Source organism: Corallococcus sp. bb12-1, from assembly GCF_026626765.1.
GTDB lineage: Bacteria > Myxococcota > Myxococcia > Myxococcales > Myxococcaceae > Corallococcus > Corallococcus terminator.
The window spans coordinates 203,964-224,673 of the sequence record NZ_JAPNJZ010000010.1; the positions used below are offsets into that span (position 1 = coordinate 203,964).

9 protein-coding genes are annotated in these 20,710 nt (G+C 71.7%); 8 read left to right on the forward strand and 1 reads right to left on the reverse strand.

Translation table 11 applies throughout. From position 1 onward, the window contains the following. Positions 1 to 40 precede the first annotated feature (40 nt). The 8 genes from OV208_RS14785 to OV208_RS14820 all read left to right on the forward strand — a co-directional run bounded on the left by OV208_RS14785 (position 41) and on the right by OV208_RS14820 (position 19,925). Positions 41 to 1,336 (forward strand): hypothetical protein, encoded by a 1,296-nt coding sequence (locus OV208_RS14785; protein WP_267574469.1) that lies wholly within the window; start codon positions 41 to 43, stop codon positions 1,334 to 1,336. 241 nt (positions 1,337 to 1,577) lie between these two features. Further along, entirely contained in the window at positions 1,578 to 4,763 is a 3,186-nt protein-coding gene (locus tag OV208_RS14790; protein WP_267574470.1) for a poly-gamma-glutamate biosynthesis protein PgsC/CapC, read from the forward strand. Beyond that, positions 4,760 to 7,399 (forward strand): hypothetical protein, encoded by a 2,640-nt coding sequence (locus OV208_RS14795; RefSeq protein ID WP_267574471.1) that lies wholly within the window; start codon positions 4,760 to 4,762, stop codon positions 7,397 to 7,399. The genes OV208_RS14790 and OV208_RS14795 overlap by 4 nt, the downstream gene beginning before the upstream one ends. A 35-nt stretch (positions 7,400 to 7,434) precedes the next feature. Beyond that, positions 7,435 to 8,544, forward strand: coding sequence for a hypothetical protein (locus tag OV208_RS14800; protein ID WP_267574472.1), 1,110 nt, complete (start codon positions 7,435 to 7,437; stop codon positions 8,542 to 8,544). A 6-nt stretch (positions 8,545 to 8,550) separates the two neighbouring features. Further along, positions 8,551 to 13,557: a hypothetical protein gene (locus tag OV208_RS14805; RefSeq protein ID WP_267574473.1), complete on the forward strand. Its 5,007-nt coding sequence runs from the start codon at positions 8,551 to 8,553 to the stop codon at positions 13,555 to 13,557. Between the two features lie 73 nt (positions 13,558 to 13,630). Then, positions 13,631 to 18,256 (forward strand): hypothetical protein, encoded by a 4,626-nt coding sequence (locus OV208_RS14810; protein ID WP_267574474.1) that lies wholly within the window; start codon positions 13,631 to 13,633, stop codon positions 18,254 to 18,256. Positions 18,257 to 18,291: 35 nt separating this feature from the next. Continuing rightward, positions 18,292 to 19,503, forward strand: a complete 1,212-nt coding sequence (locus tag OV208_RS14815; protein ID WP_267574475.1) for a GNAT family N-acetyltransferase — start codon at positions 18,292 to 18,294, stop codon at positions 19,501 to 19,503. Further along, complete coding sequence (locus tag OV208_RS14820) at positions 19,485 to 19,925, forward strand: serine O-acetyltransferase (protein ID WP_267574476.1); 441 nt, start codon at positions 19,485 to 19,487, stop codon at positions 19,923 to 19,925. Before OV208_RS14815 ends, OV208_RS14820 begins: the two co-directional genes overlap by 19 nt. 7 nt (positions 19,926 to 19,932) lie before the next feature. Here the strand turns inward: OV208_RS14820 and OV208_RS14825 are convergent, their stop codons facing one another. Continuing rightward, on the reverse strand, positions 19,933 to 20,709 hold the full coding sequence (locus tag OV208_RS14825; RefSeq protein ID WP_267574477.1) for a DUF6339 family protein: 777 nt from the start codon (positions 20,707 to 20,709) through the stop codon (positions 19,933 to 19,935). Position 20,710 lies beyond the last annotated feature (1 nt).

Sequence of the window (20,710 nt, forward strand, 5' to 3'; positions counted from 1 at the left end):
ATGAGAATGCGTGCGCAAGCGGTGGTGTTCGGGACGGGCCATGTCCCAGCCCCTCCTGCGCGCGTCCCTCCTCTGCCTCCTGCTGCTCGCAGCCGCCTGCAGCAGTGCCGTCGCCGGTCCGACCGGTGCCGTGTCCGAGGCGCCCTCGGCGGAATCCCCTGGCAGCGTCGTGCAGACGCCCGCGTCGCCCTCGGCCCCGGTCGAGGACGTGGGTCAGGCTCCGGTGGAAACACCCACTGAAGACCCGAGCGCACCTGTTGAGCAGACGCCGCTCGCTCAGACGCCCACAACGGAGACCGGAACTCCCGTCACCGTCGCGCCTGCTCCCTCTCCGAGCGTGTGCGCACCGCTCAGCGGCCTGGCCACCCTCCAGGGGGACCTGTCGACGTGGCTTCTGGGCGCGTCCATCAGCCCGGCGCTCAGCGGGGGTTTCAAGGAGCCGGGCGGCACGGACCTCACCGCCTTCGAAGGCGCCTTCCGCGCGCTGCTCACGGAAGGGCCCACCGCGCAGGTGGTGCAGGACCTGGGCAAGCTGGGCTTCGGCGTGGCCACCTTCCGCAACCAGGACGGCGCCGCGTGGCTGGTGGTGCGCGAGCAGGGCCTGCTCACCCGGGGCGGCGGCACCTTCATCCTCAACCTTTCGCCCGCGCGAGACCTCTGGCTGGAGGCGCCGCACGCGGACTCCGACGAGGGCACGCTGCGCCAGACAGCCACGCAGTTGGTGACGCTGGGGGCCCGCGCACTGCTGCTCACCGGCAGCAACCGCTGCGCCGTCACCACCGCCAGCCCGTGCAGCGGCACCACCAGCGTGTGCGGCACCAAGGGCCTGCGCATCTCCGACGCCGCGCACTACGGCAACACCTTCTTCACCGCCGCCCACCGCGCGCTGCGCGACACCTATCCGGACGCGGTCGCGGTCAGCGTGCACGGCATGGACTCCAGCGAGGGCCTCGAAGCCGCCGTGGTGAGCGACGGCACCAGCGTGCAGCGCCCCGACTCCCTCTCCGTGCGCTTCCGCGACGCACTCAACACGCACCTGGTGGGCACCAAGCGGGCCTTCTCCTGCAACGCGCCCGATGACTCAGGCAAGCACCGCACGCTGTGCGGCACCAGCAACGTGCAGGGCCGCATCGACAACGGCGCCGCCGACGCGTGCTACGCCGAGGCCACCGCCGCGTCGGACCGCTTCCTCCACCTGGAGCAGTCCGTCACCCTGCGTGGCACCGGCGCCTCCTCCAAGGCGGTGATCCAGGCGCTCGCGGACACCGTGCCGTGCAGCCTCACCGGCTCCGGCCTGGGCTGTCAGGCCGTGGCCTCCGCGGCCCCGTGTCCTTGAGCTGACATCCTTTCTGCACGCACCCTGCGTGCCAGATGCGGGGCTCGGGGTGAAGTCTCGGGCCGGTTCCAAGGGCGTCTCCTTGGACCTGGGGACACTGTGACCGAGCCAATGTCGGGGCGTGGGCAGTCCGCGCGACTTGCGGGTCGGATCAGGGGTTGAGCAGCAAACGCTTCTCATGCCGTGAGAAGTGCAACCCTGGTCGGAGCCAACTGCCTCCCTAGATTCGAGCGCAGCCACCATGGCGCTCTTTTCGACCCTGACATTGTTTCCGGCTTACTCCCTCGACACCTCCATTCTCGTGGCGGTGCTCGTCGGTGTGCTCATCCTGGCGCTCCTCACGGAGACGCTCGGGTGGGTCTTCGTGGGCCTCGTCGTTCCCGGCTATCTGGCGTCGGTGTTCGTCATCCATCCGGAGGCGGGTGCGACGGTGGTCGCCGAATCGCTGCTCACGTACGGGCTGGCGTTGGCGCTCTCCAGCGGACTGAGCCGCACGGGAGCGTGGAGCGAGTTCTTCGGCCGCGACCGCTTCTTCTCCATCGTGCTCGCCAGCGTGATGGTGCGCGCGGTGAGCGAGACGTGGCTCCTGCCCGTGCTCGGCCGGTGGATGGATGACCGCTGGGGCACGTCCTTCATCGTGGACCGCAGCCTGCACAGCATCGGTCTGGTGCTGGTGCCGCTCACCGCGAACGCGCTCTGGAAGCTGAAGGTGCGCCGCGGGCTGTGGCAGGTGGGCGTGCCGGTGGCGCTCACGTACGCGCTCCTGCGCTTCGTGCTGCTGCCCGCGACCAACCTGTCCTTCAGCAGCCTGGAGCTGATGTACGAGGACGTGGCGCAGGACTTCCTGTCCAGCCCCAAGGCCTACATCATCCTGCTGACGACGGCGTTCCTCGCCGCGCGCTTCAACCTCAAGTACGGCTGGGACTTCAACGGCATCCTCGTGCCCGCGCTGCTCGCGCTCACGTGGCTGGAGCCCCTGAAGCTCGTCGCCACGCTGGCGGAGGTGCTGCTGCTGGTGGTGGCCGCCAAGGCGGTGCTGTCGGTGCCGGGGTTGCGCACGCTCAACCTGGAGGGCCCGCGCAAGACGGTGCTCGTGTTCTGTCTGGGCTTCGGCGTGAAGTGGATCATCGGCTGGGCCATGGGCGGCCGCATTCCGGGCCTCAAGGTGACGGACCTGTTCGGCTTCGGCTACCTGGTGCCCACGCTGCTGGCGGTGAAGATTCTCCAGAAGCAGGTGGTGGCGCGCGTGCTGCTGGCCACGCTGCACACGTCGCTTGCGGGCTTCCTCATCGGCAGCCTCGCGGGCTTCGGCCTGTCGCTCATCGAACCGCGTCCGGCCACCGCGCTCACCGCGCAAGCGCCGAGGGAACAGGCGCCCGGACTGGGCCTGGACCAGACGCCGCTGGGCCTGATGGCGATGGGCCGCGCCACCGCGCGCGAGAGTGACGCGGGCGGCGTGTCGCTGCGCCTGAAGCATGGCGACCTGCGCACGTACTCCGCGCTCTGGAACCACGTGGACACGTGGCTGGAGACGGGTCGCATGGAGGGGATGACCGCGCTGCGCACACAGGCGGTGTCGCTGGGCCTGGAGCTTCGCGAGTTGCCGGAGGTGGAAGGTGTTCCCGCGCGCTTCGCGCTGGTGGAGCGCGTGGACGGCGAGGGCAAGGCGGGCTGGGACACGTCCCTGCTGGTGCCCGGCGCGAAGGGGCCGGTGCTGGAGGTTCCGCGTCCCCTCACCGAAGCGCCGAGCGCCGAGGCGGCCGCGCTCCTGTGTGAACGCGTGCACTGCCGCGCCATCATCGTGAGCGGCGTGGATTCACGCCGCGCGGGGCTGGTGCTGGGCGACGCGCTGTCGCAGTCGGAGACGCCGCTGCGCCACGCCCACGAAGCGCTGTCCTCGCGTGAGCGGGTGCAGGTGCGCGTGGATGCGTCGCTGAAGCCGGGCCAGGTCGTGCTGCACACCCGGGAGGGCACGGTGCCGGAGTCCCTGGCCGCGCTGTGGCCCGACGCGAAGGTGACGCCCGCCGCGCCGCCGGAGCCCGGGGACACCTGGGGCGAGGAGCGACTGAGCGTGCTGCGCGCGGGGCCCGCGGACCTCGCGTCGCTGGTGCTCTCCCAGGCGCCCGCGCTGGCCGCGCCGATGACGGAGCGCGACGCGCTGGGCGTCCTGATGGTGACGCCGGAAGTGGCGCGCACGCCGACGGTGCGGCCCTCGGATTCAGAATTGCTGGTGCTGGAGCAGCAGGTGGCCGCGCTCCTCCTGGGCGGTGGGACGGCGGGCGTGCCCGTGGAGATGCGGGCGCGCTGGGCCGGGGCCATGGCGACGCTGCTCGGCCTGCGGGTGCACCCGGTGACGGACTGCGCCCAGGCGAAGGACTGCTGGTGGGTGACGGACGCGGAAGGAACGACGGGCCGGCTGGGCGCGGGGCTGCTGGTGCGGCAGGGCGGCTCACCGCTCGCGCTGGAGGTGCCGTCGCCGCTGCGCGAAGCGGGCACGCTGCCGGTGGCCGCGGAGCTGTGGCACGAGGCCGGCGCCACCGCGCTGGTGTTCGCCACCTCCTCCGACGAAGCGCCCCACCCCGCGACATTCGGGGAGCTGCGCACCGCGTTCCAGGCCTTCCACCAGGCGGTGCACCGCGCGCTGACGAAGGAGCACGGGCAGGTGCTGACCCTGCGCGGGTTCTCCGGCCGGCCTTCCGTGAACGCGGACGTGCTGGTGGACGTGGGCAACCCGGTGCTCACCCCGGCGCAGCGGCCGGCGGAGCTGGAGCGCCTGCTGTCCGCTTCGGGCCCGCTGGGCTGGCTGGGCCAGCGCGTGCGCTACAACGACGGCGCTCCGGAGCTGACGGGCCTCAATGACGCGAGCCCCCAGCAGGTGTTCTCGCGCACCTTCGGCGGAGCGAAGCTCGCGACGCTGTGGCTGTCCGAACCGCTGCGCGGCGCCTTCGTGGGTCCCCGGCTCGCGACCGAGGAGCTGGCCCTCACCGGCCTGACGCCCGAGGAGTCCCGCGAGTCACCGGAGCGCGCGTTGCTGGCGGACCGGCTGGTGGCGCCCTCGCAGCCGGTGTCGGCCGCGCTGAAGGAACACTTCGCGGAGCTCACCGCCAGCGCGGAGCGCTACGTGGCCCAGCAGAACGTGCACGACCTGCGCGCGCTGTCCCAGACGAAGCGCGTGGGCAATGTGTCCCGGCAGGTGAAGTCTGGCTTCAGCGCCGAGCACGGCCTGCCCTTCCTCCTGGTGGAGGCGCGGCAGGGACAGCAGGTGCTGCGCGCCATCTATTTCCTTCAGCAGCACCCGTCGCCGCTCGAGCGCGCGGAGCTGACCGCCGGTGACGCGGGGCTCGCGAGCGCGGTGGACGTGGCGCTGCGGCACCGCCGACCGGTGGTGTTGACCGGGGAAGTCTCCCGCGAAGAGGCACGTCGATGAAGAACCGCGGCCGGGCGCTCCTGGCGCTCCTCGGACTGGTGGTGGGCCTGGCGCTCATCTGGGGCGCGAGCCTCGCCGTCCTGGGCAACAACGACACCCCCACCGCCCGGCGCGACGCGAAATTCGTCAACGCCGAGCGCCTCATCTTCTACCGCCTGGAGCCGGGCAAGGAGATGCGCGTGCGGGTTCCCTCCGAAGCGGAGGAGCTGCTCATCGTCACGCACGAGATGCTGCCCGAAGGCACGCCCTACGCGCCGGAGAAGCAGTACCAGTACGGCCTCCAGGCCATCCTGCGCGCCCCGGCCGGCATCGTGCTGGAGCGCTCCATCTTCACGCGCACGCGCCAGAGCAAGGGCCAGCCCCAGGAGGACGGCACCTTCCTGGAGGAGAGCGCCTTCACCACCAGCGCCACCGCGCAGGTGACGGACGAGCGCGAGTTCGTGCTGCGCCTGCCGGAGCGGCCGGAGCATTCCGTGCTGTACCTGCGGCCCGCGGGCACGCACGGCACGCTGCTGGCCCGCGTGTACGTCCGAGCGCACCGCACGCTGCCGCTGCTCGCGTCGCAGAAGCTCGCGCAGGCCCGCGCCGAGGTCCGCGCCGGCCGCGCCACCTTCGAGCCCTTCGAGAAGCTGTCCCAGGACACGCGCCGCTGGCTCACGGAGGAGCACTGGGAGCGGCTCAACGCGGAGGGCGAAGCGGGCACCGACTACCAGATTGAGCCCGTCTACCGCACCCCGTACCGGCTGCCGCTGGTGGAGGCCACCGAGTCCGTGCAGGAGCGGCTGGAGGCGGGACGCGCCGTGGCGCTCAACGTCACCGGGCCCGCGAAGCCGGTGCTGTGGCTGTGGAGCGACGCGACGGACGCGCACCCGCAGCCGCATGGCTCCGTGACGGTGAAGACGCTGTCGCAGGACGGGCTCGTGCACACGCTGGAGCTGCCGGGCCCCGTGGCGGGCTCGCCCATGTCGCATCCGCTGGAGCTGCCCCCGGGCGTGCACACCGTCACGGTGCGCAACGAGGGCAAGGAGGACCTGCGCTACACGGTGGAGGGCCCGTTCGAATCGTGGCTGATGCCCGCCGGGCCGCGTCCCGCGCCGGGCGCCGCGGCGGATGGCCACGTCGCCTTCCTGCCGGACACGCGCCGCACGGAGGCGTTCGCCACCGGCCCCACGTGTCCGGTGCTGGAGCTGGACATCGATCCGCGTATGGACGCGGCGGGACGACTGGTGCGCATCGACGCACGCTCGCTGGACCGTGCGCCGTCGCGGGAGCCGCTGCACCTGAGCCTCACGGTGCTGGATGCGCAGGATCAGCCGCTGGGGCAGGCCGCGCTGGATGCCACCACGGAGCCCGCGCCGTTCGAGAGCGCGGACCTGGTGGCGCTGCCCGGGGGCGCGCTGCCGTGCGCTCCCGTGGCGAAGGTGACTTCGGACGCGGGCTTCGCGGGCTCCTCGGGCTCCGGAGAAGTGACGGACCTGCCCGCCTGGGTTTCGCAGGTGGCGAGCGCGCGGCTCTTCCTTCCGGCGGGTGCGCGCAAGCTGCGCGTGGAAGCCCCGCGCTCCACCATCGTGCAGCTCTACAGCTTCCTGCCCGGGGACCAGGCGCTCGCGCCCGTGGCGCCCTACACCGAGACGGCGCTCACGGGCGTGCGCTGGCGCAACGCGCCGCTGGATCAACGCTCGTGGCACCCGATGCGGCCGGCCAACCTGACCGCGCTGATGCAGGGCGGAGCGCGCATGGAGCTGCTCAGCCAGGTGCGCCTGGAGCCCGTGGGCCCGGACGACGAAGCGCTGCCGCCTTCCGGTGACGCGGTGGTGGTGCGCCCGTATGGCTCGCCTTCCGTGGTGGAGGTCCTGGAGTCCGCGGATCCGGATACGGCGGACGTGGTGCGCGCGCTGTCCACCATCCTGGAGCCGGGCCGCGCGGTGCGGGCGCAGTTCGACGCGCGCACGCCCACCCGTCCGGAAGTGCGCCTGTCGTTGAAGGACGCGGCGGCGCTGGGCAACGAGGTGGAGGTGCTGCTCGACGGCGAGCCCCTGCACCGCTTCACCGTGCGCTCCACGCGTTCGCGCGAACTGCTGCCGCCCCTGCCGCCCGGCGAACATGAGGTGTTGCTGCGCTCGTCCGCGCCCGGCCTGTCGGCGATGCTCAACCGGCCGCCCGTGGCGGGCAGCGGGCTGCGTTCGCGCACGGTGTATCCGGTGGGCACCAGCGGGCTGCGCGTGCCGGTGCGCAAGACGGGCCCTGGCTCCGTCACGCTCAACATCGTCGTCTACACGCCGGTGGCGGAAGCCTCCACCGGGCCCCGGCTCTCCGTCACGGTGGATGGGGGCAACCCCGTGCGCCGCGCCAGCGTGCTGGTGCCGCACGTCACCCACGCCGAGCGCACCGTGGTGCTGCCCGCCTCCGAGCGGGACCCGGCGATGCCCGCGGGCCGCCCGGGCGTGAAGTGGTACGCGCGCACGGTGCCGGTGACGCTGGGCGAGGACATCGCGCCGGGCATGCACACCGTCCGCATCCAGGCGGTAGGCCCCGAGCCGATGTGGGCGCGCTTCTTCGTCTTCGGCCAGTCGCTGGAGAACACCGCCCCGCGCGAGTGGAACCGGGGCGGCTGGCAGTTGGAGGAAGCGCTGTGAAGCCGTCCCGGAGGACCGGGTCGTGGCGCCCGTTCGTGGCCGCGGGAGTCGTGTCGGTGCTGGGCTTCGCGCCCGGTGCTGATGCCCAGACGGCCCAGCCCTCCGATGCGATTGCCTCCAGCCCGAGCGCGAAGACCGAGCCCGAGGCCGGCGCGCTGGCGCAGAAGTCCCAGAAGCTCGAAGTGCCCCGGCCCGCCGTGAGCGCGAAGGCGCCCAAGCAGGAGCGCGTGCCGCAGGAGGATCCGACCGTGGAGCCCAACGCGCGGAAGGGCTGTCGCGTGGATGCACGCTTCTCGGGGCTGTGGCCCCGCGTGGACGCCGTGACGTTCCATCCCACGACGTTGGAGGAGCGCGCGGCCTTCGCGAAGCTCATCCCCGCGCTGCTCGCGGCGGCGCCGAAGCAGAAGGACGTGCCGCCGGAGCTGACGAACGTGGCCGCGTCGGTGGGCTTCTTCCTGGAGACATGGACGACGCCGCGCGACACCTTCTGGGTGCTGCGCGAGCGGCCGGACGGCTACCACGGCGCGGGCGCGTACGTAGTGCGCACGGGCGAGGCCACCGAGGACGTGGTGCAGGTGCCCCACCCCTACTTCGACATCGGGACGGAGGACATCGGCGCGGGCCTCTTCTCCTGCCCGCCGGAGGGCCGCGCGCCGCGCCTGTTCATGACCGCCACCGCGCACCGCTACCACGGCACGCCCGGCGAGACGCCCGAAGACCCGGAGCACCCGGCGGATGTCGCCCACAACCCGGAGCACCTCTTCCAGACCGTGACGGACCTGACCGCGCGAAGCCTGCCCGCACCGCGCGTGGTGCAGCTCCACGGCTTCGGCGAATCGAAGGTCCAGAAGGGCCGCTCGGAGACCCTGACGGCGGTGGTGAGCGACGGCTCGCGCACCCCCGGAGCGTGGGCCCGGCGGGTCTCCGCACCGCTGGATGAAGCCCTGGGACGCGGCGTGAAGCTGTTCCCGGAAGGGGTGCAGGTGCTGGGTGGGACGCAGAACGCCCAGGCACGGTTGCTCCAGGCGTATCCGCAAGCCCTCTTCCTGCACCTCGAAATGTCATCCCGTACGCGCAAAGCGCTGGCCCGCCCGGCGCGATTGGAGCGCCTGGGACAGATTCTGTTCGCACCCTTGGAGGACTGAGCGCCGATGTTTCCCGTTCGACGCCGCGCCCGTTTCACCCTGCTCGTGGGAGCGCTCGCGGCGCTGCCCGTCATCGCGCAGTCCGCTGCACCGCAGCCGCCGTCCGTCATCGCCCGCCGCGAGGAGGGCATGTCCTGGCAGCCGAGAGCCGTCCGGGGTCCGGTGGCCCTCGACGATGTGCGCGGCCATGCGCCCTACGTTCCCGACGGCGTGCCCCAGGTCTCAGGCGCCGTGGAGGTCACGCCCCAGAAGGGCGCGGCGCTGTGGCTGGGGCCCCTGGATGTCGTGCGTGTCTCCGGTCCCGCCGGGGCGCTGCGCTTCACCCGCGTGCCGCTGGTGGAGGACAAGGACGCGCCCGAGCTGCGCGTGGACGAGGAAGGCATCCCGGAGCGCCCGGGCCGCTGGTACCTCGCGGAGCCGATGGGCGCCGGCAGCATCTGGTGGGTGACGGCGACGAAGAACGCGCGTGTCACGGTGGAGCGTCCCACGACCACCTCCACGGTGAAGACCGAGGAGCGGATGCGCGATGCGCTCCTCAAGTGGGTGGACGGCCAGGGGCCGCGCCCGACGCTGGCGTTCGACGCGGGCACGCGCGCACGGATGGATGTGGTCGCGGCGCTGGAGGCGGAGCTTGTCCATGACGAGCCCGCGAACTCTCCACTGCGCGACGCGGTGCACGCCTGGCGCAAGGCGGAGGTCCTGCGCGAGTGGGCGCTGGTGTCTCCGTTGTGGGGGCAGGCGATGCGCGTGGAGCGCCCCCGGCCCGCCGGCACCGAGGTGAAGCTGGAGGGCGTGGACTCGCCCTGGTACCGCCCGGAAGTGAAGGGCAACGTCTGGGCGCTGGAGCTGGAAGGTCCGGCCGTGCTGTCGCTGGAAGCGCGCTCCGTGCTGGGCACCGACGCGAACACCGAGGCGGCGACGGTGGAGGTGTACGGCGTGGGCGCCACGCTCGCGCAGGCGCAGCTCACCCCGCAGCCCGCGTGGGCGGAGGCGCCCGAGGGCGCGGCGCTCCCGGACGGACGCACGGCGCGGACGCTCGCGTCGGGCGAGCGCGTGGGCATCGCGGAGGAGATGCGCGTGGCGCTGGCTCCGGGCAAGCACAACTACCGCGTGAGCTGGAAGGGCGGGCCGCTGATGCTGCGCGCTCGCGTCTCCACGCGCAGGCCCACGCTGTCCGAGGCGATGACGCACCAGACGCACTGGACGGAGTTCGCGGAGAAGGCGTGGGAGCAGGTGAAGACGGACACCGCACCCCGCCCGTCCCTGCTGCGCCAACGGCTGGTGGCGCTGATGCCGGAGCTCGCTCGCGGCACGTACGGGAAGACGAAGACGGAGGGCCTGTCGCCGCTGCTGCGCGCGCTCGCCGCCATCGGGGACCGCGACACGGACGCGGCGGTGGAGGCGCTCAAGGGCGCGGATGCCTCACCGCTCGCGTGGCACCTGCGCCTGCTCACCGCGAAGCAGTTGTTGGATCAAGGCAAGGCGGACACGGCGCACGCGATGCTGGGCACCGCGCCCGCGCTGCCGGAAGCGGGCTTCCTGACCGCCGAGGCGTCGGAGCTGGTGGCCCGTCTGCCGCTGGGAGATCCGCTGCGCAGCCGAGAGCTGGCCGCGTTGGAGCTGGCCTGGCGCGCGGAGCCGTTGTCCGAGGACATCCGCCGCCGCTACCGCACCGCGTGGTGGCGCGAGAGCCGCTGGTCGCAGGTGACGCCCGCGTCCCTGGACAGCACCGAAGCGGGGACGGAGGTGAAGTCCTCGAAGTGGCTGGACCTCCAGGCCGTGGAAGCCGATGCGTCGATGGCGAGCAGCGCGATGTGGCCGCTCGCCGCCGGAGGCACCGCCCAGGTCCAGGCCACGGGCCTCGCCGAGGCCCCCACCCTGCTGCGCGCCTATGTGCTGACGCCGCCGGGCACGAAGACGAACCCGGTACTGCGCGTGGGCGGCAATGCCTTCCCGCTGCTGCCGCTGACGTCGCTGGAGCCGGTCGAAATCGCGCTGCCTCCGGGCGAGCACGCGCTCAAGCTCGAAGGCGCGGCGGGCACGCAGGCCTTCCTCTCGCTCGCGCCCATGAAGGCGCAGGGCACGCCCACGGAAATCGGCTACGTGCGCACGCAGTGGCCGGTGAAGGTGGGCACGAAGCCGGTGCGCTTCCGGGTGCCGGACGCGAAGCTGCCCTCACCCGTGCGCGTGCAACTGCGTCCGCTGGATGCGTCAGCGGGCAAGCCGCTCGTGGTGCGCATGTCCACCGACGTGGGTGCGCCGCGCCGGATCGTCCTGCGCCCCTCCGCCGCGAGCCCGCGTCACCTGGCGCTGGAAGGCGCGCGGGGCACGTCATCCGCGCCGGTCTCGGTGGTGGTGACGCTGCCGCCGCAGGCCCGCGAGGTGTGGTTCGAGCCCGAGGACCCGAAGGCGTCGCTCGTCGTGTCGCTGGCGGTGCGCCGCGCGGAAGTGGCCACGCCCACGGAGGCCCCTGCCCCGCCGCAGCCCCAGGCCGGCACGTCCTACGAAACGCTCCAGACGCTCTCGCGCACGCTGCGCGCCACGCCCGGTGAAGCGGAGCCGCGCCTCGCGCGCGCCGAGCTGCTCTCGTCGCTCCAGGAGGACGGCTTCGCCCGCGCGGACGTGGGCCAGCTGCTGGATGCCCAGGCGAAGCTGACGCCGGAGCAGCAGAAGCGACTGCTCGCGCTGATGGACCGCCTGTCGCAGGCGGCCCCGCGCACGGTGCGCTTCACGCAGGCCATCACCCAGCCCACGCTGGTGTCGCCGGCCTTCGCGGCGCTGCCGGGGACGGGCGATGCGAAACTTTCGGCCCCCAGCGCCCAGGCGCGCGAGGGCCAGACGAACGCGGCGCTCGCGGCCGTGGCGCTCGACAAGAGCCTCGCGGGTCGCTACCTGCGCGCACGCCTGCTGTCCGCCTCCGGTGAGGACGCGGCGGGTGCGCTGTCCATGGCGGCGCTGTACCGCGAGACGGGCCTGCCGCAGGTGGGCCTGGAGGCGCTCGGGATGCTGGAGCGGCTTCAGGACTCGCCCCAGGCGTGGAAGGACGGCGGAGCGCCCCTGGGCGCGGCGCTCGCGGGCCAGCTCCAGGCGTGGGCGGACCATCCGGACGTGCGGCGCATGCGCTTCACGGCGGGCCGCTGGACTCGTTGGGAACGGCTGCGCGACGCCGAGGAGACCGCGGGCTCGCTGGAGGCCACGTCGGAAGGTGGCACGGAGGACGAGGACGTGGCGCAGGCCGTGCGCAAGGCGCTGCTCGCGCCGCCGTGGAAGCTGTCCGAAGCGAAGCTGCTGCCCGCGGGCGCGTCCCGGGTGATGAGCCTGACGGTGAAGCAGCCCCGGCCCCTGGGCGCGGAGGTGCTGTGCGGCACGACGCCCCGTCCCGGCGTGGAGGTCGCCGGCACCTGTTCGTTCGCGCTGCGCGTGGACGGCCGCGTGGTGCGCGAGCTGAAGGTGAAGGAAGGCGAGACGGCCGTGCTCGGCACGCGCCTGGACATCCCCGGCCGCCACCAGGTGGAAGTGGTGCTGGCGAGGGCCGACACGCAGCAGACCGGCCTCGTGCGCTTCGTGGAGTCCGAACAGGGCGCCGCCAACGCCCGCGTGCTGGTCGCGCCGCAGCCCCTGTCGCTCCTGCGCAGCCGTCCGGGTGCGCCGGTGGTGATGACGGTGCTGGGCCCCACCGCGCTGCGCGTGCGTGCGTACGCGCTCGCCCCCACGGCGGGCCGCGAGTTGCTCCTGCGCAGCACGCCCCTGCCCGCTGGAGACGGCGCGGGCGGCTCCAGTGCGGAGGATGGACCGCTGATGCACCTGGGCCTGCCGGGGGATGCCGACCCGGGCCTCAAGGGCGCGTCACAGCCGATGGGTCGCGCGGGTGAGACGTGGCTGCTGCTCCCCTCGCGCGGTCCGCACCGCGTGAGCCTGGAGTCTCCCGAAGGTGAAGCGCTGGTGCAGGTGCAATTGGGTGTCGTCGCGGATCCGAGCGCGCTCGCGGCCTCCACGTGGGCCCAGGGCACCACCGGGCTGGAGCCCCTGCCCTGGCCGGCGCTGCCGCCGGGCATGGCGCTGCTGCCGGACGGCATGGCGCCCGAAGACATGGGGTACGGGCCGGGCATGCTGTCCGCGGAGCTGGGCTTCCGCAGCGAGGACGTGGAGGAAGGCGAGCTGCTCAACCGTCCCCTCCAGACGGGCATGGAGCTGCGGCTGTCGCTGCGCCGCGAACTGTCCCCGGGCCGCGCGTGGCTGCGCGTCACGCCCGAGGCCCGCTATCCGCTCAACCGCAGTGCCGTGCTGGGCGGATCCGCGGCGGTGTACCTGACGCAGCTTCCGGGGGACCTGCGCCTGTCGATGCAGGGCGCGGTGTTCACCCAGTCGCTCGACGGCGCGATGCGCTGGAGCGCCCGGGGCCGCGTGTCGGCGGACCGCTACGTGCGCCTGTCGCCGGACGTGGGTGTCATCCCGGGCCTGGGCCTGACGCTGGAGTCCATGCAGGGCAGTGGCGCGGTGGACGCCACGCGCTACGACCAGAACGTCTACTGGCTCTACGGCAAGGACCACCCCCAGCGGCTGGCGCCCCGGCTGTCCCTGCGCTGGCAGCCGTTCCAGGACCACGTGGCCACGGTGGGCACGTCCGCCACGAGCAACGGCAACCTCTACACGCTGGACAACGCGGGGGCCTACGCGAGTTGGACGGGGCTCCTGGGCGGCAAGCTCCGGGGCACGCGCGCGGAGCTGGGCTACGGCGCGTCGCAGCGCGTCCAGGACGAGCACCGCTCCACGGCCTACCTGCGCCACCGCGTGTCGGGGCGCGTGGACTGGAACGTGTGGATGGGGCGCGGCGGCAACCGGCTGATGCTCTACGCCGAGGACCGCGCGTTCCTCTCCGGCCCGTACGGGTTCCAGAACGTCTTTTCACTGGGAGCGCGGTGGGATTGGACCGGCGGACGTGGGTTGCAGGACGTCACGCCCACCGAGGAGGAATTCGAGGAGCTGCTGGATGAACGACGTTTCCAGCCCTGAGCTGTCCTGATCCGAACGGGAACCCGGGCGGTCCGGGCAGGTTTCTCAAGCGATGAATAGCTCTGGCCGCGACATGCACCTGTCGACCGATCAGCTCGAAACGCTCCTGTTGGAAGCCCTGCCCCCGCTGCACCGCCGCGTGCGTCACGCGTCGGCCGGAGCGCTGGCTCAGCGGCTGGTGGAGACCTGCCCCCGGCCCGCCGGGGCGGACGGCCTGGCCCCGTGGCTGGGCGTGGCCCTGGAGGTGCTGGAGACGGAGCTGGCCACCGTGCACGCGGAGCTCATCCAGTTCACCCGCCTGCACAACGAGGCGGGGGATGACGCCGCTCGCCGCGAAGTCCTGGTCAACCACCTGAAGGCCACGGTGAAGGACCGCAAGGACCGCCGTGAGGACCTGCGAGCCCTGGACCGCTGGATGGGCTTCGATGCCCTGCGGGAGCGACAGGAGAAGCGCCGGCACAAACTGCTCATCGAAGAAGAGACGGCGCTCCGGGCCCTGACGGGCATCCTCGCCGTGACGACGCCCCAGGAGCTTCAGCCGTCGGCCGTCGCGCTCGCGCGGCAGTTGTTGGACCGCGCCGTGGACGCGCCCCGGGCGCAGAACCGCTTCGCCGCGCTGGAGGCCTTCCGGCAGCTCACGCAAGCGGTGCCGGGCGTCGCCAGCACGCTGCCGGAGGTGGGGCCCACGCTGACGAGCCTCGCGGGCCAGGAGGACGTGAGCCCCTTCTTCCAGGCGGAGGCCCTGCGCGCGCTCCTGACGGTGGATGCGCTGACGGGCCTCGCGCTGCTGCGCCAGCGGCTGCGCGCGAAGGCGCCGTCGGAGAAGGACTTCCTCTTCCGCCGGCAGGTGCTGGAGCAGTGCGCGCCGATGCTCGCCGAAGAGCAGCGGCTGACGCTGCTCACCGAGGTCGCGCACCACGACCCGAGCGAATACGTCCGCATGGGCCTGTGCGCGCTCGTCGCCACGCGGCCGGAGGGACAGCCGCTGCTGCGCAGGCTCGCGGGGCTGGAGAAGGTGCCGGCCATCGCGAAGGACGGGGCGGAGCGGACGCTGTCGGAGCCCAGCCCGCGCGTGCGCACCGCCGCCGTGCTGGCCGCGGTGGAAGCGGCCATCTCCACGCCGAAGGTGAAGGGTCCCGCGCTCCAGGTGTTGGTGGACGTGCTGGGCCAGGACACCGCGCCGCTCGTGTTGCGCGTGTCGTGTGAGCGGGCCGCCGCGCTGGCCGAAGCGCTGGGCGCCGCGGGGCTGGGTCCCGCGCACGCGGCCCTGCTGGACGCGTTGGAGTCGCTGGCGACGCAGGCCACGGGCACCGGGCCGGTGGTGGAGGCCGCGGCGGCGGCGGCGCAGGTGCTGCGACGGGTGAAGGACCCGGTGCGGCAGGCATGGACGGCCTTCCTCGCGGACCGTGTCAGCAAGCTCCAGCCGGGGGGCCGCACGCGCCTGCCGCTGGAGCCGCCTCCGGAGAACCTGCCGGCGATGCCGGAGGGCCCCGAGTGGCTGGGCGCCATCCTCGCGGACCTGTCGCAGGACGGGCACGGGCTGTACGCGGAGCGTTCGAAGCAGATGCTGACGCTGTGGCATGGCGACCGGCAGCAGCGCCGCATGTGGCGCATGTGGCACGAACTGGGCCGCCCCGCGCCGAACAAGCGTCAGGCCTTCCTGCACACCACCGGGCGCACGATGCCGGGCACGCTGCGAGCGCACCCCGGACACCTGGACGAAATCACGGAGACGCTGGTCCCCGGCGAGCGCGTCCACGTCGCGAGCCAGGGAAGCTGGGGCCGTCACCTGCCCACGGTGGATGACCTGTTGGACATGCCGTTGGCGAAGGACGGCAAGGTGCACCTGTTCAGCAGCCACGGCGAGACGGTGCTGGTGCCGCCCGCCTCGCGCCTGCGCCGGCTGGCCAACCGCCTCAAGGTGACGAAGGACTACCGGAGGCTGGCGACGCTGCGGCTCGACTCGCTGGGCGGCGAGGAGCCGCGCGAGCGCCGCCGCTTCGTCGAGCAGGTGGAGAAGGACCTGGGCGTCCAGGTGCGCTTCACGCCGTACGGCCAGGGTCAGAGGGTCCCCGCGCCGCTGGCGACGCTCTTCCAGGACACCGCGGAGACGGTGGCGAAGCCCACGACGCTGCACACGCCCGCGCTCTTGGGCTTGCAGAGCGGGTTCCTGGCGCTGCTCACCGAGCGCATCCTGGAGAATGAAGGCTACTTCTTGGGCATGGGCGGCAACGGCATCGCCGCGCTGGGCCTCTTCACGGCGGCGCTCTTCTCCGTGTTCCTGGGCGACACGTATGTGAAGCGCCAGAACGTGCGCAAGGCGCGCGAACAGATTCCGCTGTGCATTGGAGGCTGGGGCACGCGCGGCAAGTCGGGCACGGAGCGGCTGAAGGCCGCGCTCTTCTCCGGCATGGGCTTCGAAGTCTTCGCGAAGACGACGGGCTCCGAGGCGATGTTCGTGCACAGCGCCCCGGGCGCCGGGCCGTCCGAGTTCTTCATCTTCCGCCCCTACGACAAGGCCACCATCTGGGAGCAGAAGGACATGGTGGAGCTGGGCGCGCGCCTGGGCACGGAGGTGTTCCTCTGGGAATGCATGGCATTGCAGCCGAACTTCGTCGAGCTGCTCCAGAACGACTGGATGAAGGACGACTTCGCCACGCTGACCAATGCCTATCCGGACCATGAGGACATCCAGGGTCCCGCGGGCATGGACGTGGCAAACGTCATCACCCACTTCATGCCCAAGGGCGGCAAGGTGGTGACGACGGAGGACCACTTCCTGCCGCTGTTCAAGCAGAAGGCACAGGAGAAGGACACGACCCTTCTGCACAGCGCGTGGTGGGAGGCGGAGCTGATTCCGGAGGAGCTGCTCGCGCTGTTCCCCTACCGCGAGCACCCGCGCAACATGGCGCTGGTGGCGACGCTGGCCGAACAACTGGGCGTGTCGCGCCCGTACGCGCTGGCGCTGATGGCCGAGCATGTGCAGCCCGAGATTGGCGTGCTGAAGGTCTTCCCGCAGACGCGGGTGCGCGGGCGCCTGCTCACGTTCATCAACGGGCACTCGGCGAACGAGCGCACGGGCTTCATGAACAACTGGACCCGCACGGGCCTGGGGGACGTGGATCCGGAGTCGAACCCTGAGCGCGCGGTCATCACCGTCATCAACAACCGCTGGGACCGAGTGTCCCGTTCGGAGGTGTTCGCGCGCATCCTGGTGGAGGACGCGCCCGCGGACCGGCACGTGCTCATCGGCACGAACCTGGAGGGCCTGCGGAAGTACGTGCGCGACGCGTTGGACCGGCACCTGGCGGGCACGGAGGTCGCGGCGGCGGAGGAGCTGTCCACCCCGGAGGGCGCGGGCCGCGCGGAGGTGCGCCTCGCGAAGGCGCTGGCGCGGCTGAAGGTGCCGCGTCCCACGGCGCAGACGTTCCTGGACCGGTTCGCCCGTTACGCGGCGGGCGCGGGCCTGAAGGTGACGCCCACGGTGGCGCTGAACGCGGCGGTGGAGAAGGCGCTGGCCGGCGCGGGCGACGATGTGGCCGTGGAGAAGGTGCGCCGCGCGCTGGAGCGCGAAGTGGGCGCCCTGCTCGACGAGGCGCTGGCGCCGGTGTCCCGCGTGCAGGCGCAGCCGCTGCCGGAGGTGTTGGCCCCGGCGACGAAGGACGAGGTGCGCGAACACGCGCTGTACCTGCTGGCGCGCATGGCGGTGCACGCGCGGCTGAAGCAGGCGCTGCCCCGAGGTGCGGCGGCGGATGCGGTGGGGCGCGTGAAGGCGTTCCACGCGAAGTTCCGCGAAGCCTACAAGGCGATGTTCCTGGAGCAGGTGGTGACGGTGCCCGACGCGCAGGCGACGGGCGACCAGGTGGTGGACGCCTGTGCCCGCGCCGTGGCGCCGGGCATGCAGGTGAGCATCATGGGCGCGCAGAACATCAAGGGTACGGGCCTGGATTGGGTGTACCGCTGGATGGCGTTGGACCGGGTGACGTCCGCGTTGAAGGCGCTGGAGGGCACGTCGGTGGAAGCGCGGCGGGCGTTGGAGTCGCTGGAGACGTTCGACGACTCGGGCTTCGTGGACGCGGGGCTGGCGCGCACGGTGCTGCCGAAGCTGGTGGAGAAGGCGAACTCGCCGGACGAAGCGGACCGGCTGCGCAAGCTGGCGGAGCGCGCGCGGGAACGGCACGAATTGAAGCTGTCGGCGCTGACGCACACGGCGGTGGGCGGAGCGACGCAGACGGTGGTGCGCAAGCTGGAGAAGGTGTTCGACTACCTGGACAGCGTGACGCGCCGAAGGCTGAGCGAGATGTTGCTGGAGGACCTGGAGAAGGGCCGCGTGTCGCACGCGCGGGCGGCGGTGGAGACGCGCAAGCTGTACGAGCGACAGAAGGGCGGCTGGCTCTTCCGCGGCCTCAAGAAGCAGCAGCCGAAGCGGCTCCTGCCGGTGCCGACGGACGTGCCCGTGCTCCAGCCCGTCACGGAGACGCCACAGCCCCTGCAACCGCAGGTCGTGTTCACGAAGTCGGTGGAGCTGCGCGGCACGAGCGTCACGGTGCCGCTGCGCCACCTCCACACCTCGGAGACCAACGCGATGTCGAAGGGAGAAGGGCCAGTGCGGCAGCGCGACGCGACCGCGAAGCCGCAGGGGCCAGACGTCCCGAAGCCTGAAGCGTCGGCCGACGACGCGGGCGAGCCCCTGTCCTGAGCCCTCCCGAGCCCGAGACCCGAGGAGACACATTCATGGAGGAAAGTCCCATCACGGACGCGCCGCTCGGGAAGCGCGTTCCATCCAGGCCCTGCGACAGCGAGCCTCGCGCCTGGAGACAGGCACCGCGCAAGCCCGGAGGGCGCACGGAGCCCCTGCGGGTGGAGGTGGTCCGGGACCTGGCCGGCTTCGACGCGCTGGCGGCGGAGTGGAACGCGCTGGTGATGCGCGTGGACGACCAGGTCTTCTACCGGCATGAGTTCGTGCGCTGCTGGCTGGAACACTTCGGCGCGGGAGCACCGCTGCGCATCCTCACGGCGAGGGACGCGGCGGGCGCCCTGGTGGCGGTGCTGGGGCTCAAGGAGGAGCAGGGGCACCAGTACGGGGTGCCGGTGCGGCAGTTGTTGTCGCTGACGAACAAGCACTCCTGTCGCTTCGACCTGCTGGCGGAGGAGCCGAAGGCGGCGGCGGCGGCCTTCCTGTCGCACCTGATGGGCGACCCGAGCTGGGACATGCTCCGGCTGTCGGACGTGCCGGAGGACGGCGGGGCGTGGGCGCTCATGCACGCGGCGCGTGGGGCGGGAATGCCCTGGGGTGCGTGGCCGAGCGCGAAGTCTCCGTACCTGGTGCTGCCCGACACGGTGGCGGCCTGGACGAAGGGACGCAGCAACGCGAAGCCGCTGCGCAGGAGGCGCCGGAGGTTGGAGGAGAAGGGCCGCGTGGAGGTCGAGCGCGTGTCCGGAACGGAGGGACTGGAGGCGAGGCTGGAGGAGGCGTTCGCGCTGGAGCAGAGCGGCTGGAAGGCTCGGCAGGGCACGGCCATTGGCCAGGCGGAGCACCGTCGGGGGTTCTACACGGCGCTGGCGCGGGTGGCGGCCGAGCGTGGCTGGCTGGGATTGTATTTCCTGCGATTGGACTCAAGGCCCATCGCCTTCCAGTACGGGCTGGAGTACGGAAGCCGCTACCTGGCGATGAAGCCCGGCTACGACGAAGCGTTGGCTGAAGTGAGCCCGAGCCACCTCCTGACGGAGAGCCTTGTCCAGGACTGCATCGGGCGGGGGCTGAAGGAACTGGATCTGTTGGGGGACGACGCCCCGTACAAGCGCGAGTGGACGCAAGAGGTGCGACAACACCACTGGCTGTTCATCTACCGGGATACACTGGTGGGGCAGACCCTGCAGCGTTCGAAGTTCCGCTGGGCACCGGTAGCGAAAAGGATGGTGGGCAGATGGGTCCGACGGCGCTGAGCTTCTACTGGGCCGCCAAGCGGCTCCAGGCGCTGAAGGCTCCGAGGCTCGCGGTCGTGGTGGCGGCGGTGGGCAACCGGCTGAGCAACAGCCACGTGGACACGAAGGCCGCGCTGCACCCCAGCGTGGAGCTGGGCTACGGAGGCATCGGCGTCATCATCGCGCCGGGGGTGGAGATTGGAGAGAACAGCTTCGTCTCCCAGAACGTGAGCCTGGAAGGCGCCCCCGGAGTGGACGGAGTGCCCCGAGTGGGGCGCGACGTCTTCATCGGCGTGGGCGCGAAGGTGCAGGGCCCGGTGACCATCGGCGACGGCGCGAAGATTGGAGCCAACGCGGTCGTCATCGAGGACGTGGCCCCCGGGGCCGTGGTGGCGGGGGTTCCCGCGCGGGAGCTGAAGCGCGTGCCTCCGACGGGGACGTGACGAAGGATCAACCTTTGTCCGATGATTCCCGCTCCAACGCCTCGAGCGATTCCATCAAGGCAATGAGTTCCTCAATGGGCAGAAGATTGAGTTCCCGGTAGCGACAGGCCAAGTTGACCTCCTTGGATAGCCATTTGATCAGCGGCGACTGGGCTCGCTTAGACCTTCTCACCACTTCCAACAACGCGATCAGGATGCGCTGATCGCTGCCGAACTCCCGCTCAAGCGTGTGGAAGAAAACGTCCTGATTTCCCAGAAGCAGTCGCGTGTAGACGTATGGATCCTCGTTCAAAAGTGGGAGCAGCGCATCATCCTGCTCCCATGGAGCGCGAGTCAGGTGGACCGCCCACCATAAGCGGGCCACGGAGTGGCGCCGGAGGGACGCGCGCCCTTCGCCTTGCACAAACCAGTGCTCCAGGATGGAGTTACGAATCTTCTTGGGCTCGCTCGGAAGCGGCCACCGGGCACGCGTGTAGTCCGCGAACGGTCCATGGGCCGCCCATACCCACAATCTCCTATCGCGGGCTTCTGTCTCCGACAGGGGACCAATCCAGTCATAGACCTGAAGAGCATGCTCGAAGTCAGCAGCAGCACGCCCACGCCGCGAGTCCTCGACGACAAGCGCCGGTGGTTCATTCGGGGCGTCATGAGGAAACTCAAGCAGTTGTTCGGGAGTGAATTCAAAAGCCCCAGACCTGCGGTACCACTGACCACCGTCATCAAGGAGGACCCGTGCCTCCATGTCCTTGAGCGCCTGCTCTCGAACCACATAGATGCGCGGCATA

Bases quoted from the DNA above. Each gene is read 5' to 3' on its own strand.
- OV208_RS14785 (WP_267574469.1), top strand. From the start codon at position 41: ATGTCCCAGCCCCTCCTGCGCGCGTCCCTCCTCTGCCTCCTGCTGCTC.
- OV208_RS14790 (WP_267574470.1), top strand. From the start codon at position 1,578: ATGGCGCTCTTTTCGACCCTGACATTGTTTCCGGCTTACTCCCTCGAC.
- OV208_RS14795 (WP_267574471.1), top strand. From the start codon at position 4,760: ATGAAGAACCGCGGCCGGGCGCTCCTGGCGCTCCTCGGACTGGTGGTG.
- OV208_RS14805 (WP_267574473.1), top strand. From the start codon at position 8,551: ATGTTTCCCGTTCGACGCCGCGCCCGTTTCACCCTGCTCGTGGGAGCG.
- OV208_RS14810 (WP_267574474.1), top strand. From the start codon at position 13,631: ATGCACCTGTCGACCGATCAGCTCGAAACGCTCCTGTTGGAAGCCCTG.
- OV208_RS14815 (WP_267574475.1), top strand. From the start codon at position 18,292: ATGGAGGAAAGTCCCATCACGGACGCGCCGCTCGGGAAGCGCGTTCCA.
- OV208_RS14820 (WP_267574476.1), top strand. From the start codon at position 19,485: ATGGGTCCGACGGCGCTGAGCTTCTACTGGGCCGCCAAGCGGCTCCAG.
- OV208_RS14825 (WP_267574477.1), bottom strand. From the start codon at position 20,709: ATGCCGCGCATCTATGTGGTTCGAGAGCAGGCGCTCAAGGACATGGAG.